At 70.2% G+C, this 13,433-nt stretch carries 13 protein-coding genes; 11 read left to right on the top strand and 2 right to left on the bottom strand.

The features are described 5' to 3' along the window. The coding region (locus tag ACFE64_RS12855; RefSeq protein WP_375392860.1) for an Rne/Rng family ribonuclease at positions 1 to 1,177 on the bottom strand (1,177 nt) is incomplete at its 3' end. Between the two features lie 540 nt (positions 1,178 to 1,717). Here ACFE64_RS12855 and ACFE64_RS12850 point away from each other — a divergent pair. The 3 genes from ACFE64_RS12850 (at position 1,718) to ACFE64_RS12840 (ending at position 4,809) form a co-directional block, all read left to right on the top strand. Next, positions 1,718 to 2,905, top strand: coding sequence for an N-acetylmuramoyl-L-alanine amidase (locus ACFE64_RS12850; RefSeq protein ID WP_375392859.1), 1,188 nt, complete (start codon positions 1,718 to 1,720; stop codon positions 2,903 to 2,905). Positions 2,906 to 2,992: 87 nt separating this feature from the next. Beyond that, on the top strand, positions 2,993 to 4,192 hold the full coding sequence (locus tag ACFE64_RS12845) for a hypothetical protein (protein ID WP_375392858.1): 1,200 nt from the start codon (positions 2,993 to 2,995) through the stop codon (positions 4,190 to 4,192). After that, the gene (locus ACFE64_RS12840) at positions 4,189 to 4,809 is read left to right on the top strand and encodes a glycoside hydrolase family 19 protein (RefSeq protein WP_375392857.1); all 621 of its coding nucleotides are present in this window, start codon (positions 4,189 to 4,191) and stop codon (positions 4,807 to 4,809) included. The genes ACFE64_RS12845 and ACFE64_RS12840 overlap by 4 nt, the downstream gene beginning before the upstream one ends. A gap of 67 nt (positions 4,810 to 4,876) precedes the next feature. Here the strand turns inward: ACFE64_RS12840 and ACFE64_RS12835 are convergent, their stop codons facing one another. Then, positions 4,877 to 5,194, bottom strand: coding sequence for a hypothetical protein (locus ACFE64_RS12835; protein ID WP_375392856.1), 318 nt, complete (start codon positions 5,192 to 5,194; stop codon positions 4,877 to 4,879). Positions 5,195 to 5,319: 125 nt separating this feature from the next. On the opposite strand from ACFE64_RS12835, the gene ACFE64_RS12830 reads away from it, so the two are divergent. From ACFE64_RS12830 to ACFE64_RS12795, 8 genes are all read left to right on the top strand, one after another. Beyond that, positions 5,320 to 7,779 (top strand): penicillin-binding protein 1A, encoded by a 2,460-nt coding sequence (locus ACFE64_RS12830; protein ID WP_375392855.1) that lies wholly within the window; start codon positions 5,320 to 5,322, stop codon positions 7,777 to 7,779. A gap of 46 nt (positions 7,780 to 7,825) precedes the next feature. Further along, positions 7,826 to 8,953 carry a peptide chain release factor 2 gene (prfB, locus tag ACFE64_RS12825; RefSeq protein ID WP_375392854.1) on the top strand — a complete coding sequence of 376 codons (1,128 nt, stop codon included), beginning with the start codon at positions 7,826 to 7,828 and terminating at the stop codon, positions 8,951 to 8,953. Beyond that, positions 8,950 to 9,660, top strand: a complete 711-nt coding sequence (locus ACFE64_RS12820) for a class I SAM-dependent methyltransferase (protein WP_375392853.1) — start codon at positions 8,950 to 8,952, stop codon at positions 9,658 to 9,660. The genes prfB and ACFE64_RS12820 overlap by 4 nt, the downstream gene beginning before the upstream one ends. 170 nt (positions 9,661 to 9,830) lie before the next feature. Further along, positions 9,831 to 10,625, top strand: coding sequence for a thymidylate synthase (locus ACFE64_RS12815; protein ID WP_375392852.1), 795 nt, complete (start codon positions 9,831 to 9,833; stop codon positions 10,623 to 10,625). A gap of 49 nt (positions 10,626 to 10,674) precedes the next feature. Further along, positions 10,675 to 11,193, top strand: a complete 519-nt coding sequence (locus ACFE64_RS12810) for a hemerythrin domain-containing protein (RefSeq protein WP_375392851.1) — start codon at positions 10,675 to 10,677, stop codon at positions 11,191 to 11,193. Next, entirely contained in the window at positions 11,190 to 11,690 is a 501-nt protein-coding gene (locus ACFE64_RS12805) for a dihydrofolate reductase (protein ID WP_375392850.1), read from the top strand. Before ACFE64_RS12810 ends, ACFE64_RS12805 begins: the two co-directional genes overlap by 4 nt. A gap of 140 nt (positions 11,691 to 11,830) precedes the next feature. Next, positions 11,831 to 12,757, top strand: coding sequence for a bifunctional riboflavin kinase/FAD synthetase (locus ACFE64_RS12800; protein ID WP_375392849.1), 927 nt, complete (start codon positions 11,831 to 11,833; stop codon positions 12,755 to 12,757). A gap of 69 nt (positions 12,758 to 12,826) precedes the next feature. Further along, the coding region (locus ACFE64_RS12795) for a class I tRNA ligase family protein (protein WP_375392848.1) at positions 12,827 to 13,433 on the top strand (607 nt) is incomplete at its 3' end.

Here is a 13,433-nt window from a genome sequence, read left to right as displayed (position 1 = left end):
TGATGTCGATCGAGACCAGCGCCTCGGTCGGGTTGATGACCAGATAGCCGCCCGATTTCAGCTGGACGAGCGGGTTGTACATCGCCGCCAGCTGGTCCTCGACATGCGCGCGCTGGTAGAGCGGCACCGCGTCGGCGTACTGCTTCACCTTCCGGGCATGGCTCGGCATCAGCAGGCGCATGAACTCGCGCGCGTGGCGATAACCTTCCTCGCCCTCGACGATCACCTCGTCGATCTCGCGGTTGTAGATGTCGCGGATGGCGCGCTTGATGAGGTCGCTGTCGCCATAGATCAGCGCCGGGGCCGATGAGTGGAGCGTGCGTTCGCGCACCTCGTCCCACAGCCGGGCGAGATAGTCGAAGTCGCGCTTGATCTCGGTGCGGGTGCGCTGGAGTCCCGCGGTGCGGACGATGCAGCCCATCGAGGGTGGCAGCGCCAGATCGGCCATGATCGACTTCAGCCGCTTGCGGTCGGCGGCGTTGGAGATCTTCCGGCTGATGCCGCCGCCATGCGACGTGTTGGGCATCAGCACGCAATAGCGGCCGGCGAGCGACAGATAGGTGGTGAGCGCCGCGCCCTTGTTGCCGCGCTCCTCCTTGACGACCTGGACCAGCAGCACCTGGCGGCGATGGATCACGTCCTGGATCTTGTAGCGCCGGCGCAGGTTCATGCGGCGCTGGCGCAGCGCCTCGACCTGATCGTCACCCCCGGTTCTGGAGCTGCCGCGCGGCTTCTTGGAGGTGCCCTCCTCATCCGCCATATTCTCGTCGGTCGCGTCGAGCTCGTCGCCCCCCGCCGACCCGAGATCGTCCCGATCGTCGTCGGCGTCCGAGTCGTCATCGTCGTGGTCGTCAAGATCGTCGGCGTCCTGCTCCGCGCGCAGCGCCGCCTCCTCGGCGGCGTGCTCGGCCTCCTCGCGCAGCAGCGCGTCGCGATCCTCCTTGGGGATCTGGTAATAGTCGGGATGGATTTCGGAAAAGGCGAGGAAGCCGTGGCGGTTGCCGCCATAGTCGATGAACGCCGCCTGGAGCGACGGCTCGACGCGGGTGACCTTGGCTAGATAGATATTGCCTTTGAGCTGCTTGCGCTCGGCACTCTCGAAATCAAACTCCTCGATCCGGTTTCCCTTGACGACCGCCACGCGGGTCTCTTCCCGGTGGCGCGCGTCGATCAGCATGCGGGTGGTCATTGATGTATCTCCACGCGCAGCGCCGCCTCTCTGGCCGGGGACGCGCGCGTTGTGGGTGGGCGGCCTGGATCATGCCGGGGCCGCGGGTTTCGGATAGCGTGTCGGCCCGCCGCGCCTGCCGGGGAAAACGTCCCGGCGTGTCCGTCACGCCCGCGCGCCCGCCGGCCGGGGCCGGGCGGGGGAGCGGACGGGGAGAATGCGTCATGCGGGCATACAACCTGGCTGGCCGCGTTCTTGGACGGCCTGGAGAAGCGGGCACGCCGGTCTGCAATGACGCGGCGCACGGGCGCTGTAACGCAGGTAGCATCGCCGTCACGGAACCGCAACGGGCGGCCGCCTGCCTCTCCGCCGTTAGCCTGGAGGTGCTAACGGGCCGTTAACCATCCGTCGCTAGCGGAGAGCGGGCAGCGGGCGCCGTGCCGCCCGGTTGAAGGGCCGCCCGCGACCGGGACCGGCGCTGACGAGGGGGGTGAGATGAGTGGAGACCGGACGCGCATCGGGGGGATGCGCCGCCGTCGATGGATCGAAATGGCGATCGCATTGCTGCTCGGCTGGCCGACCGTCGCGCCGGCGGCAGCGGCGGCGGCGGCGGTCGAAAGCGTACGCGTCGCCGACGACCGCATCGTCATCCGCTTCGACGCGCCGATCGCCGATGCCGCCAGTCTGGTCGCGGCGGGGACACGCCAGATCCTGGTGCAGGTGCGCGGCGCGCTGCCCGGCGAGGGTGGTCGCGCCGCGGGACCCGTCAGGCGGATCAGCCAGTCGCGGCGCGACGACGGCGCGCGGATCGCGTTTGATCTTGCCGCGCCGACGGTGGTGGGGGACGCCGGCTTCAGCGAGGGCGGCCGCGCGCTCGAGCTGAAGCTGCAGCCGGCATCGGAGGCGACCTTTGCGGCAGCGGCCGAAGCGGGCTGGTCGAGCTATTTCCCGCTCAGCTTCGGCGGTCGGCCGCGCTACAAGGTGGCGCAGGCGGTGCCGCCATCGGCGCGCGCCGGACCGCTGCCGCGCGTCGAGGGCGAGCCGGGGCGCCCCCTGGTGGTGATCGACGCGGGGCATGGCGGGGTCGATCCGGGCGCGATCAACGCCGTCACCGGCCTGCGCGAAAAGGACGTGACCCTGAAGATCGCCTACGCGATCCGCGACGCGCTGGTCGCGAGCGGACGCGTGCGCGTCGCGCTGACGCGGGAGGACGATCGCTACCTGGTGCTGCGCGAGCGCTTCGGCATCGCCCGGCGGCTGCATGCCGACCTGTTCATCTCGATCCATTGCGACAGCGTCGGGCAGGGGGATGCGACGGGGGCGTCGGTCTACACGCTGTCGGAGGTCGCTTCGGACAAGGAAGCGGCGCGGCTCGCGCTGCGGGAGAACAAGGCGGACATCATCGATGGCGTCGACCTGGGCGGCGCGGGCGCGGACGTCCGCTCGATCCTGATCGATCTGACCCAGCGCGAGACGATGAACCAGTCGGCCGGCTTCGCGCGGCTGCTGGGCCGCGAGGCGAAGCCGCTCATCCCGGTCAAGCCGGTGTTCCACCGCATGGCCTCGCTGATGGTGCTGAAGGCGCCCGACATGCCGAGCGTGCTGTTCGAGACGGGCTACATCTCCAATCCGGAGGATGCGCGCTTCCTCGACAGCGATGCCGGTCGGGAGAGAATTGCCGAAGGCGTCACCCGCGCCGCGCAAGTGTATTTCGCGCGCCGGATGGCGGCGGAGTAAGCCGCTTCTCAAGCACTTGTCGGGCCGGCATTGACTCCGGTCGGGGCCGGCGTAGCGTTGGATTAGCGGCAGTGCGGCGGGGGCGGCATGATCTTATCGGATGCGCTCGAAGTCGCGATCGGGCTGGCCTTCATCTTCCTGATGTTGAGCCTGGTGATGACCGCGGTGAACGAAACGGTCGAGACCGTCGTCAAGACGCGCGGTCGCCTGCTGTTCGAAGGCATCAAGGATCTCCTGTTCACGCCTGCCACGCCGACGGCGAACGGCGCGCGGGGGGCAGAAGACCTGGCGCGGGTAATCTACAGCCATTCGCTCGTCAGCGGCCTGATGCGCGGCGACCTCGCGACGGCGATCGCCAAGCGGCAGCTGCCGTCGTACATCCCGGCGCGCAGCTTCGCGCAGGCGATGGTCGATCAGGCGCTGGCGGGCGCGTTCGCTCCCCAGAGCGAGACCGCGCGGCTGCCCGCGCTCGCGCCGGCGGCCGAACGGCTGCGGCTCGCCGCCGAACGCATCCCCAACGCCCAGCTGCGCGGCGCGCTGATCGGGGCGGCGGATGCGGCCGCGGGCGACATCGACAAGGCGCGCGACTATCTGGAAGCGTGGTTCGCCAACGCGACCGACCGCATCTCGGGCGTCTACAAGCGGCGCACGCAGCGGCTGATCTTCGCGGTCGGGCTGGTCGGCGCGGTGCTGCTCAACATCAACACGCTCACCATCGGCAATCGGCTGGCCACCGATTCGACCGCGCGCCGCGCCATCGCCGAGCAGGCCGCGAAGCTGGACGATCCCGCCAAGATCGACCGGCCGATCGATCGCATCCAGGGGCTCGGGCTGCCGATGGGCTGGGAGGCGGGGGCGCAACGGGCGCTGCTGGCGCCGGTCACCTGCCCTGGCGGGTGCGGGGCCACCGTCGTGCTGGGCTGGATCGAGATCGTCGCGGGCTTCCTGGTGACCGCGCTGGCGGTCAGCCTGGGTGCGCCCTTCTGGTTCGACGTGCTCAATCGGCTGATGGTGATCCGCGCCACCGTGAAGCCGACCGAGAAGAGCAAGGACGAGGCGTCGCAGGACCCGCAGGACAAGGCGACGCCGGGTCCCGCGGTGGTGGTCATGCCCGAGGCCGGCGGCGCGGCCGCGAAACCCGTGCCGGTCGACCGCGGTCTCGACACCGACGTCTTCGCCGATCCCGGCCGCGCCGACGAGCGGCTGCTGGAGGATGATCTGGGCCGGCCGATCGAGCGCGACGGCACGCTGCACGTTGCGCCGGGCGTTGCGGGAGCGGTGACATGATCGCTACCGATCAGCTTCGCCGCCTCAACCCCGATCTGGCGCGGGAGCGCGCGGCGCTGTTCGCGACCGTGCTGGACCAGGCGTGCGGCGAGGCGGACCTGTCCAGGCATCTGCGCGTCTGCCACTTCCTGGCGCAGGTGGCCGAGGAGACCGGCGGCTTCCGCTCGCTGGTGGAGAGCACCGCCTATCGCGATCCCGCGCGCCTCGACGCGATCTTCAGCAACGTCCAGGGCGTCGACCATGCGCGCCGGCTGATCGCGGCCGGGCCGACGGCGATCGGCAACACCATCTACGCGCACAAGAACGGCAATGGCGACATCGCTTCGGGCGACGGCTACCGATTTCGCGGGCGCGGGTTCCTGCAGATCACCGGCCGCGCCAATTACCGGCGGGTCGGCGCGATCGTCGGCCTGCCGCTGGAGCAGGAGCCCGAGCAGCTGGGCGAGCCCGGCCCCGCGGCGCATGCGGCGGCGGCTTATTGGCAGGCGCGCGGCATCAACACCCCCGCCGACGCCGACGACGCGAGTACCGTCACCTTCCTGGTCAACGGCACGGCGCGGCTGCACCTGGCGCAGCGGGTGGCGTGGCTGGGCAAGGCCAAGCGGATCTGGACGTAGCGGCGGGCGCGTTTCGACGAGGCGTGCCGGGCAGAACCGGAAAGCCTTCCTATCCACTTCTGGTTGGTTAGCCGCCGTTCGTCTCGTCGGGCCATGTCGAGAGGATCATGTCGAAGAAGGACATGGTTCGGCCGTCGCGATCAGCCGTCCATCTCGTCTCACCGTTGCAAAACGGGGCTAACATAGCGACCAGTGAATCCACGTTGGACTGAACGTGGTCGGCGTTGGGGTGCGCCACCCAACTTCGGTCCGAGTTCAGGACGTTCACCGCCCAAGCTGTTTCCACCAGAGCGTCGCCATCGAAGTAGCGGGTGCATTCAAGCGATATTGCTGCGCCTGGAAAGATAGCGCTCGGTGCGGCAAATCCTGTTCGCCACTCGCTCATCTCTCTTCCTTAGCTAGCAACGCGAACGTCCGCTACTGGGCGGAGCTGCGTTCCGCCCTCGGACGGACATCCGCCCCGCGGGTGCTGGCAAGTGTCGCGCGACCTGCTAACGCCTGCGGCCTCGTATGGCGTTCTCCCTTCCCCGTCCCCGTGCGCGCTGGTGGCGGGCGCTCGCCTGGCTGGCGCTGCTCGCCGGCGTGGCGGTGCTGGCGGTGGCGGGGCTGGGCTGGCTGTTCTTCGCGCGCGGCCTGCCCTCGGTCGACCAGCTGCGCACCTATGAGCCGCCGCTGCCGACCAACATCCGCGATACCGCCGGCGAGCCGATCCAGTCCTATGCGCGCGAGCGGCGCGTCGAGCTGTCGTTCGACGAGTTCCCGCCGCTCCTGATCGACGCCTTCCTGTCGGCCGAGGACAAGACCTTCTTCTCGCACCACGGCGTCGATTATCCTGGCATCGTCGCGGCGATGATCGAGAACCTGACCAGCCACAAGCGGCCGCGCGGCGCGTCGACGATCACGCAGCAGGTCGCCAAGAACCTGCTGGTCGGCAACGAGCGCAGCTACGCCCGCAAGGTGCGCGAGGCGATCCTGGCCTATCGGATCGAGGACACGCTGACCAAGCAGCAGATCCTGGAGCTGTATCTCAACCAGATCGCGCTCGGCCGCAACGCCTTCGGCGTCGAGGCGGCGGCGCACGCCTATTTCGACAGGGAGCCGGCCGAGCTCGATCTCGCGCAGCTGGCGTATCTGGCGATCCTGCCCAAGGGGCCGAGCAATTACGATCCGGTGCGCCATGCCGACAAGGCGCTGGAGCGGCGGCATTATGTGCTGAGCGAGATGCGGGCGAACGGCTACATCACGCCCGCGCAGTTCGCCGCCGCCGATGCCGAGCCGCTGGGCACCGCGCCGCGGCACGCGCCGCGCAACGAGCGCGCGGGCAGCTATTTCACCGAGGAGGTTCGCCGCCAGCTGATCGGCCGCTTCGGCGAGACGCCGCGCGACGGGCCGTACAGCGTCTATGCCGGCGGGCTGTGGGTGCGCACCTCGCTCGACGGGCGGCTGCAGGACCTGGCGCAGGAGGCGCTGCGCAACGGCCTCCTCCGCTACGCCGCCGGGCGCGGCTGGTCGGGCCCGCTGGCGCATGTGGAGATCGACGGCGACGACTGGCGCTCGGTGCTGGTCGCGAGCAATATCGGGATCGACTACAAGGACTGGCGCGCAGCGATCGCGATCGACCAGGCGGGCGGCGCCTGGCGGCTGGGCTTCGCGAGCGGCGCGGAGGGGACGCTGCCCGCGTCCGCCGCCGGGATGCCGGTGGTGGGGCAGGGTGGCAGCGCCTTCAACGCGATCCGGCCGGGCGACATCCTCGCCGTCGCGCCGCTCGGCGGCGACGCCTTCGCGTTGCGGGCGGTGCCGCGGGTGTCGGGCGGGTTCGTGGTGGAGGAGCCGGGCACCGGCCGCGTGCTGGCCATGCAGGGCGGCTTCGACGCGCACGTCCAGGCGTTCAACCGCGCCACCCAGGCGCTGCGCCAGCCGGGCTCGACGATCAAGCCCATCGTCTATTCGGCGGCGTTGGAGAACGGCATGACGCCCGCCTCCATCATCGTCGACGGGCCGTTCTGCGTCTATCAGGGCGCACATCTCGGGCAGAAATGCTTCCGAAACTTCAATAACATGCGCGCGGCGGGGCCGCACACGATGCGCTGGGGCATCGAGCAGTCGCGTAACCTGATGACGGTGCGCGCCGCCGCCACGATCGGCATGCCGCATGTGACCTCGGTGATGAAGCGGATGGGGGTGGGGGACTATCCCAACTATCTCGCCTTCGCGCTCGGCGCGGGCGAGACGACGGTGCTGCGGATGGTCAACGCCTATGCGACGCTGGCGAACCAGGGGCGGATGCACAGCCCGACGCTGATCGACTTCGTGCAGGACCGGCATGGCAAGGTGATCTGGCCCGAGCAGTGGCGGCCATGCGACGGCTGCAACGCGCCCGACTGGAATGGCGCGGCGATGCCGCGGCCGCCGTCGCGCACCCGCCAGGCGATCGACGCGATGACCGCCTACCAGATGGTCCACATCACCGAAGGCGTGATCCAGCGCGGCACCGCGACGGTGCTGCGCGACCTTAACCGGCCGATGTTCGGCAAGACGGGGACGACCACCGGCCCGACCAACGTCTGGTTCGTCGGCGGCACGCCGCAGTTCATCGGCGGGCTCTATATTGGCTACGATCACCCCCGCAGCCTGGGCGGCGTCGAGGGCGGCACCTTCGCGGCGCCGATCTTCAAGGAGTTCGCGGCCAAGGCCTATGAGGGGCTGGACAAGCTGCCGTTCCGCGCGCCGGCGGGCATCCGCATGGTCCGCATCGACCGCGCGAGCGGGCGGCCGGTGTTCGGAACCTGGCCGGGCAACGATCCGCTCTCGCCGGTGATCTGGGAGGCGTTCAAGCCGGAAAGCGAGCCGCGCCGCGCCGCGCGCCGCTCGGCCGAGACCGGGCCGGCCGCCGCGCCCACGCCGGGCGCCGAGAAGCCGCGGCAGCCATCGGACAGCGACTTCTTGCAACGCCAGGGCGGAATCTACTAGCCCGACCCCATATCGTCAGGCACCTTCCCGCCTGCTGGAGATTTTCATGCGCGCCGAAGCGCAGGCTCATATCGACACGATCAATGCCGCGTTGGCGCTGCTGCGCCGCTTCCTGGATTGGGATCGTGCGCTCCGCCGGCTCGACGAGCTCAACGCGCGCGTCGAAGACCCGGCGCTGTGGAACGACGCCCGCGCCGCCCAGGAGGTGATGCGCGAGCGCCGGCGGCTGGACGAGGCGATCGGCGCCGCCCGCGCGATCGAGCGCGAGCTGGCCGACACCGTCGAGCTGATCGAGCTCGCCGAGGCGGAAGGGGACGACGAGCTGGAAGCGGACGCGGTCGGCAGCCTCGCCGCGCTCGCCACCCGCGCGGATGCCGACAAGGTCAAGGCGCTGCTGGCCGGCGAGGCGGATGCCAACGACAGCTATGTCGAGATCAACGCCGGTGCCGGCGGCACCGAGAGCCAGGACTGGGCCGAGATGCTCCAGCGCATGTACACGCGCTGGGCCGAGCGGCGCGGCATGAAGGTGGAGCTGATCGATCATCATGCCGGCGAGCAGGCGGGGATCAAGTCGGCGACGCTGCTGCTCAAGGGCGAGAACGCCTATGGCTATGCCAAGACCGAGAGCGGCGTCCACCGGCTGGTGCGGATCAGCCCGTACGACAGCTCGGCGCGGCGGCACACCAGCTTTTCGAGCGTGTGGGTCTATCCGGTGATCGACGACAACATCGCTGTCGAGGTCAACGATGCCGACCTGCGCATCGACACCTATCGCGCGAGTGGCGCGGGCGGGCAGCACATCAACACCACCGATTCGGCGGTGCGCATCACCCACCTGCCGACCGGCATCGTCGTGCAGTGCCAGAACCAGCGTTCGCAGCACAAGAACAAGGCGGAGGCGTTCAACCAGCTGCGCGCGCGGCTGTACGAGCGCGAGCTGGCGGAGCGCGAGGCGGCGGCGAACGCCACCAACGCCGCCAAGACCGACATTGGCTGGGGACACCAGATCCGCAGCTACGTGCTCCAGCCCTATCAGCTGGTGAAGGACCTGCGCACCGGCGTGACCTCGACCGCCCCGGGCGACGTGCTCGACGGCGATCTCGATCCGTTCATGGCGGCAGCGCTGTCGCAGCGGGTGACGGGCGAAGTGACGCAAGTGGAGGATGTGGAGTGATCGGACGGGCTGCGTTGCTGGCGCTGGTGCTCCTCGCCGCGTGCGACGGGTCGCAGCCGCTCATCCGCCATCATCCCAAGGAGCCCGGCCCGTTCCCCGCGCCCGACCGGCCGGTCGCGAGCATCGTCTCACCGCGCTGGTCCACCGAGGAGGCGCGCGACAAGGCCAACGAGGCGCGCGCGGTGATGGACCGCGCCGGTATCGCGACGGGCATGACGGTCGCCGACATCGGCGCGGGCGAGGGCTATTACACCATCCGCCTGGCGAGCCGGGTGGGCAAGGACGGGCGCGTGCTGGCGGAGGACATCGTCGCCTGGGTGCGCGACCAGCTCGCGCAGCGCGTCGCGCGCGAGCGGCTGGACAATGTCAGCGTCCGCCTCGGCGCGCCCGCCGACCCGCGGCTGCCGCCCGCGAGCTTCGACCGCGTGCTGATGGTCCACATGTATCACGAGATCGCGCAGCCCTATGAGTTCCTGTGGCGGCTGCGGCCGTCGCTGAAGCCGGACGGGCTGGTGGTGATCGTCGATGCGGACCGGCCGACGGAGGCGCACGGCACGCCCCCCGCGCTGCTCCGGTGCGAGCTGGCGGCGGTCGGCTATGCCGAGGTGGCGGTGCAGGACATGCCGTCGGCGGGCGGCTATCTCGCCACGTTCAGGGCTGCGGGTCCTCGGCCGGAGCCGGCGGCGATCAAGGCGTGCCGGGCGTAGCTTCCCTCTCCCTGAGGGGAGAGGATGGCCGAGCCGCAGGCGAGGTCGGGAGAGGGGCTGCGGCGGAGCGCGCCGCCCTGCCCCTCTGCCGCCGTCGCTACGCTGGGCACCCTCCCCCTGCAGGGAGGGAAGTGATTGGCGACTCGCTCCTGTTCGCCTAGCCTGTCGCCATGCGCCAGTATCTGGATCTCATGGAACGCGTGCTGACCACCGGCACGCGGCAGGCCGACCGGACGGGCACCGGCACGCTGTCCGTGTTCGGGCACCAGATGCGGTTCGACCTGCGCGACGGCTTCCCCGCGCTGACCACCAAGCGGCTGCACCTCAAGTCGATCATCGTCGAGCTGCTCTGGTTCCTGCGCGGCGACACCAATGTCCGCTGGCTGCAGGAGCAGGGGGTGAGCATCTGGGACGAATGGGCCGACGCGGACGGCGAACTCGGCCCCGTCTACGGCAAGCAGTGGCGCAACTGGGCGGCGGCGGACGGCCGGCACATCGACCAGATTGCCGGCCTCGTCGGGCAACTGCGCACCGAGCCGCAATCGCGGCGCATGATCGTCTCCGCCTGGAACCCCGGCGATCTGCACGCGATGGCGCTGGCGCCGTGCCATTGCCTGTTCCAGTGCCATGTCGCCAGCGGGCGGTTGTCGCTCCAGCTCTACCAGCGTTCGGCGGACATCTTCCTGGGGGTGCCCTTCAACATCGCCTCCTATGCGCTGCTGACGCACATGCTCGCCGAGCAGGCGGGGCTGGGGCCGGGGGAGCTCATCTGGACGGGCGGCGATTGCCACCTCTACCTCAACCATCTGGAGCAGGCGCGGCTCCAGCTCGGGCGCACGCCGGGGCCGCTGCCGCGCCTGGAGATCGTGCGCAAGGCGCCGGCGATCGACGCCTACGAGCCGGAGGACTTCCTGCTTCACGACTATGCGCCGCAGGCGCACATCAAGGCGCCGGTCGCGGTCTGAGATCGTTTCGCAGGAGGAACATCAGCCCGGCGTTCCGGTTCAAGCGCGCATGGACATCACCCAGCTCATCCTCGACGAGCACGCCCAGCAGCGGCAGCTGTTCGCGCTGATCGACGAGATCGACCCTTCCGACACGCCCGCGCTGGGCGCCGTCTGGAACCGCCTGCGCGCGCTGCTCGACGCGCATGCCGAGGCGGAGGAGCGATTGTTCTACCCGCGCCTGATGCAGGTCGGCGAGGGCGCCAACGATGCGAAGGACGCCGAGGACGAAACCGAGGACGCGATCGAGGATCATAACGACATCCGCGACACGGCGGCCGCGGTGGCGAAGGAGCAGGTCGGCTCCGACGCCTGGTTCGATGCGGTCGGCAAGTGCAACAAGGCGAACGGGGATCATATGGCGGAGGAGGAGCGGCAGGGCCTCACCGACTTCCGCCGCCACGCCTCGCTGGAGGAGCGGCATGCGCTCGGCGTGCGCTTCGCCGCGTTCGAGGCGCAGCACCTCCAAGGTGTCGAGCCGGTCGACAAGGATCCCAAGCAGTGGCTGAAGGAGCACCGTAAGGCGTGACGGTCACGTTCGTGTTGGCGCGCGCCGCGAACGGCGTGATCGGACGGGGCGGCCAGCTGCCCTGGCATATCCCGGCAGACCTCAAGCGGTTCCGCGCGTTGACTGTGGGCAAGCCGATGGTGATGGGCCGCAAGACGTTCGAGAGTTTCCCGGCGCCGTTGTCCGGGCGGCGGCACATCGTGCTGACGCGCTCGCCCGACTGGCGGGTGGCGGGCGCGGAGCCGGTGCGCACGCCGGACGAGGCGCTCGCGCTCGCCGGGCCGGGCCAGGTAACGGTGATCGGTGGCGCGGAGGTGTTCGCGCTGTTCCTCGATCGCGCGGACCGCATCGAGCTGACCGAGGTGCATGGCGCGCCCGATGGCGACGCGGTGGTGCCGCCATTTGCGGGCTGGCGCGAGGTGGCGCGGGAGGATTTTCCCATGGCGGCCGGCGCGCCGGCCTACAGCTTCGTGACGCTCATTCCTCCCCGGGACGGGGACGGGGACCGCTCGGCATAGCCGAGGGGTGGAGGGGCTCCGTCTCGCGCCATGCCCCCGGGATTGAACCCCCTCCACCAAGCCGCTTCGCGCCTTGGTCCCCCTCCCCGTCCGGGGAGGACCGGGTGGCGCGTCCTGCTCGGCACCCCTATAATCCCCGCATGGAGCGGCTGGACGGCGGCTCGACCGTTCCGCCCGACCTCGCCGGCGGGATCGTCGCGCTGGGCAATTTCGACGGGTTCCACCTGGGGCACCAGGCGGTGGTCGGGCGCGCGGTGGCGCGGGCGCGGGCCGAGCGCCGGCCGGCGCTGGTCGCGACGTTCGATCCGCATCCGGTGCGGCACTTCCGGCCCGACACGCCGCCCTTCCGGCTCACCACGCTCCACCAGCGCGAGCGGCTGTTCGCCGCCGCGGGCGCGGACGCGATGGTGGTGTTCGGCTTCGATGGCGCGCTCGCCGGGCTGACGGCGGAGCGGTTCGTCGCCGAGCGGCTGGTCGCGGGGCTGCGCGCCGCGGGCGTGGTGACGGGCGAGGACTTCACCTTTGGCAAGGCGAAGGGCGGCAATGTCGGCGTGCTGGCGGCGCTCGGGCGCGCGCACGGCTTCGCGGCGGAGACGGTCGGGCCGGTGACGCTGGACGGCGCGCCGGTGTCGTCGAGCCGCATCCGCGCCGCCCTCCAGGCGGGCGACGCGCGCGAGGCGGCGCGGCTGCTGACGCGGCCCTATGCGATCGAGGGTATCGTCCGGCACGGTGACAAGCTCGGCCGCACGATCGGCTACCCGACCGCGAACATCGAGCTGGGGCCGTATCTGCGCCCCGCCTACGGCATCTACGCGGTGCGCGGGCGGCTGGCGGACGGGACGGTGCTGGACGGCGCCGCGAACCTGGGCGTGCGGCCGACGTTCGAGCCGCCCAAGGAGCTGCTGGAACCCTATTTCTTCGACTTCGCGGGCGATCTCTACGGGCAGACGATCGAGGTCGAGCTGGTCGACTATTTGCGCCCCGAGGCGAAGTTCGACGGGCTGGCGGCGCTGCAGGCGCAGATGGAGCGCGATTGTGAGAGGGCGCGGGCGGTATTGGCCGCCTGATCCTCCCCGTCCCGGGGAGGAGCGGCGGGGTGACGTTGGATGAAACTACCGCTACACGCGCCCGCACCCATGGCCGACGCCCCCAGCACCCCCGACTACCGCGACACCGTCTTCCTCCCGCAGACCGACTTCCCGATGAAGGCCGGCCTCGCGCAGAAGGAGCCGGCGATCCTGGCGCGGTGGGCGCGGATCGGGCTGTACGACCGCCTGCGCGAGCAGCGGGCCGGGCGCGAGCGGTTCATCCTGCATGACGGCCCGCCTTATGCGAACGGCAACATCCATATGGGCCACGCCATGAACAAGGTGCTGAAGGACATCATCGTCCGCAGCCAGACCCTGCTCGGCAAGGACGCGCCTTATGTGCCCGGCTGGGACTGCCACGGCCTGCCGATCGAGTGGAAGGTCGAGGAGCAGTATCGCGCGAAGAAGCTCGACAAGGACCAGGCGCCCGTCGACCAGTTCCGCGCCGAGTGCCGCGCCTATGCCGCCCATTGGGTGGGCGTGCAGCGCGCGCAGTTCGAGCGGCTGGGGGTGATAGGTGACTGGGCCGACCCGTATCTGACGATGAACTACGATGCCGAGGCCGCCATCGTCGGCGAGTTGCTCAAGTTCGCCGAGACGGGCCAGCTCTATCGCGGCGCCAAGCCGGTGATGTGGAGCCCGGTCGAGAAGACCG

The sequence above is a fragment of the uncultured Sphingomonas sp. genome, assembly GCF_964250165.1.
In the GTDB taxonomy this organism is placed as follows: domain Bacteria; phylum Pseudomonadota; class Alphaproteobacteria; order Sphingomonadales; family Sphingomonadaceae; genus Sphingomonas.
Note: the sequence above shows the minus strand (reverse complement) of the source record. Positions and strands in the feature narration are given on the sequence as shown.

Excerpts from the sequence above, each read along its gene's own strand:
- ACFE64_RS12850 (WP_375392859.1), top strand. The coding sequence starts at position 1,718 with ATGGCGATCGCATTGCTGCTCGGCTGGCCGACCGTCGCGCCGGCGGCA.
- ACFE64_RS12845 (WP_375392858.1), top strand. The coding sequence starts at position 2,993 with ATGATCTTATCGGATGCGCTCGAAGTCGCGATCGGGCTGGCCTTCATC.
- ACFE64_RS12840 (WP_375392857.1), top strand. The coding sequence starts at position 4,189 with ATGATCGCTACCGATCAGCTTCGCCGCCTCAACCCCGATCTGGCGCGG.
- ACFE64_RS12835 (WP_375392856.1), bottom strand. The coding sequence starts at position 5,194 with ATGAGCGAGTGGCGAACAGGATTTGCCGCACCGAGCGCTATCTTTCCA.
- ACFE64_RS12830 (WP_375392855.1), top strand. The coding sequence starts at position 5,320 with ATGGCGTTCTCCCTTCCCCGTCCCCGTGCGCGCTGGTGGCGGGCGCTC.
- prfB (WP_375392854.1), top strand. The coding sequence starts at position 7,826 with ATGCGCGCCGAAGCGCAGGCTCATATCGACACGATCAATGCCGCGTTG.
- ACFE64_RS12815 (WP_375392852.1), top strand. The coding sequence starts at position 9,831 with ATGCGCCAGTATCTGGATCTCATGGAACGCGTGCTGACCACCGGCACG.
- ACFE64_RS12810 (WP_375392851.1), top strand. The coding sequence starts at position 10,675 with ATGGACATCACCCAGCTCATCCTCGACGAGCACGCCCAGCAGCGGCAG.
- ACFE64_RS12800 (WP_375392849.1), top strand. The coding sequence starts at position 11,831 with ATGGAGCGGCTGGACGGCGGCTCGACCGTTCCGCCCGACCTCGCCGGC.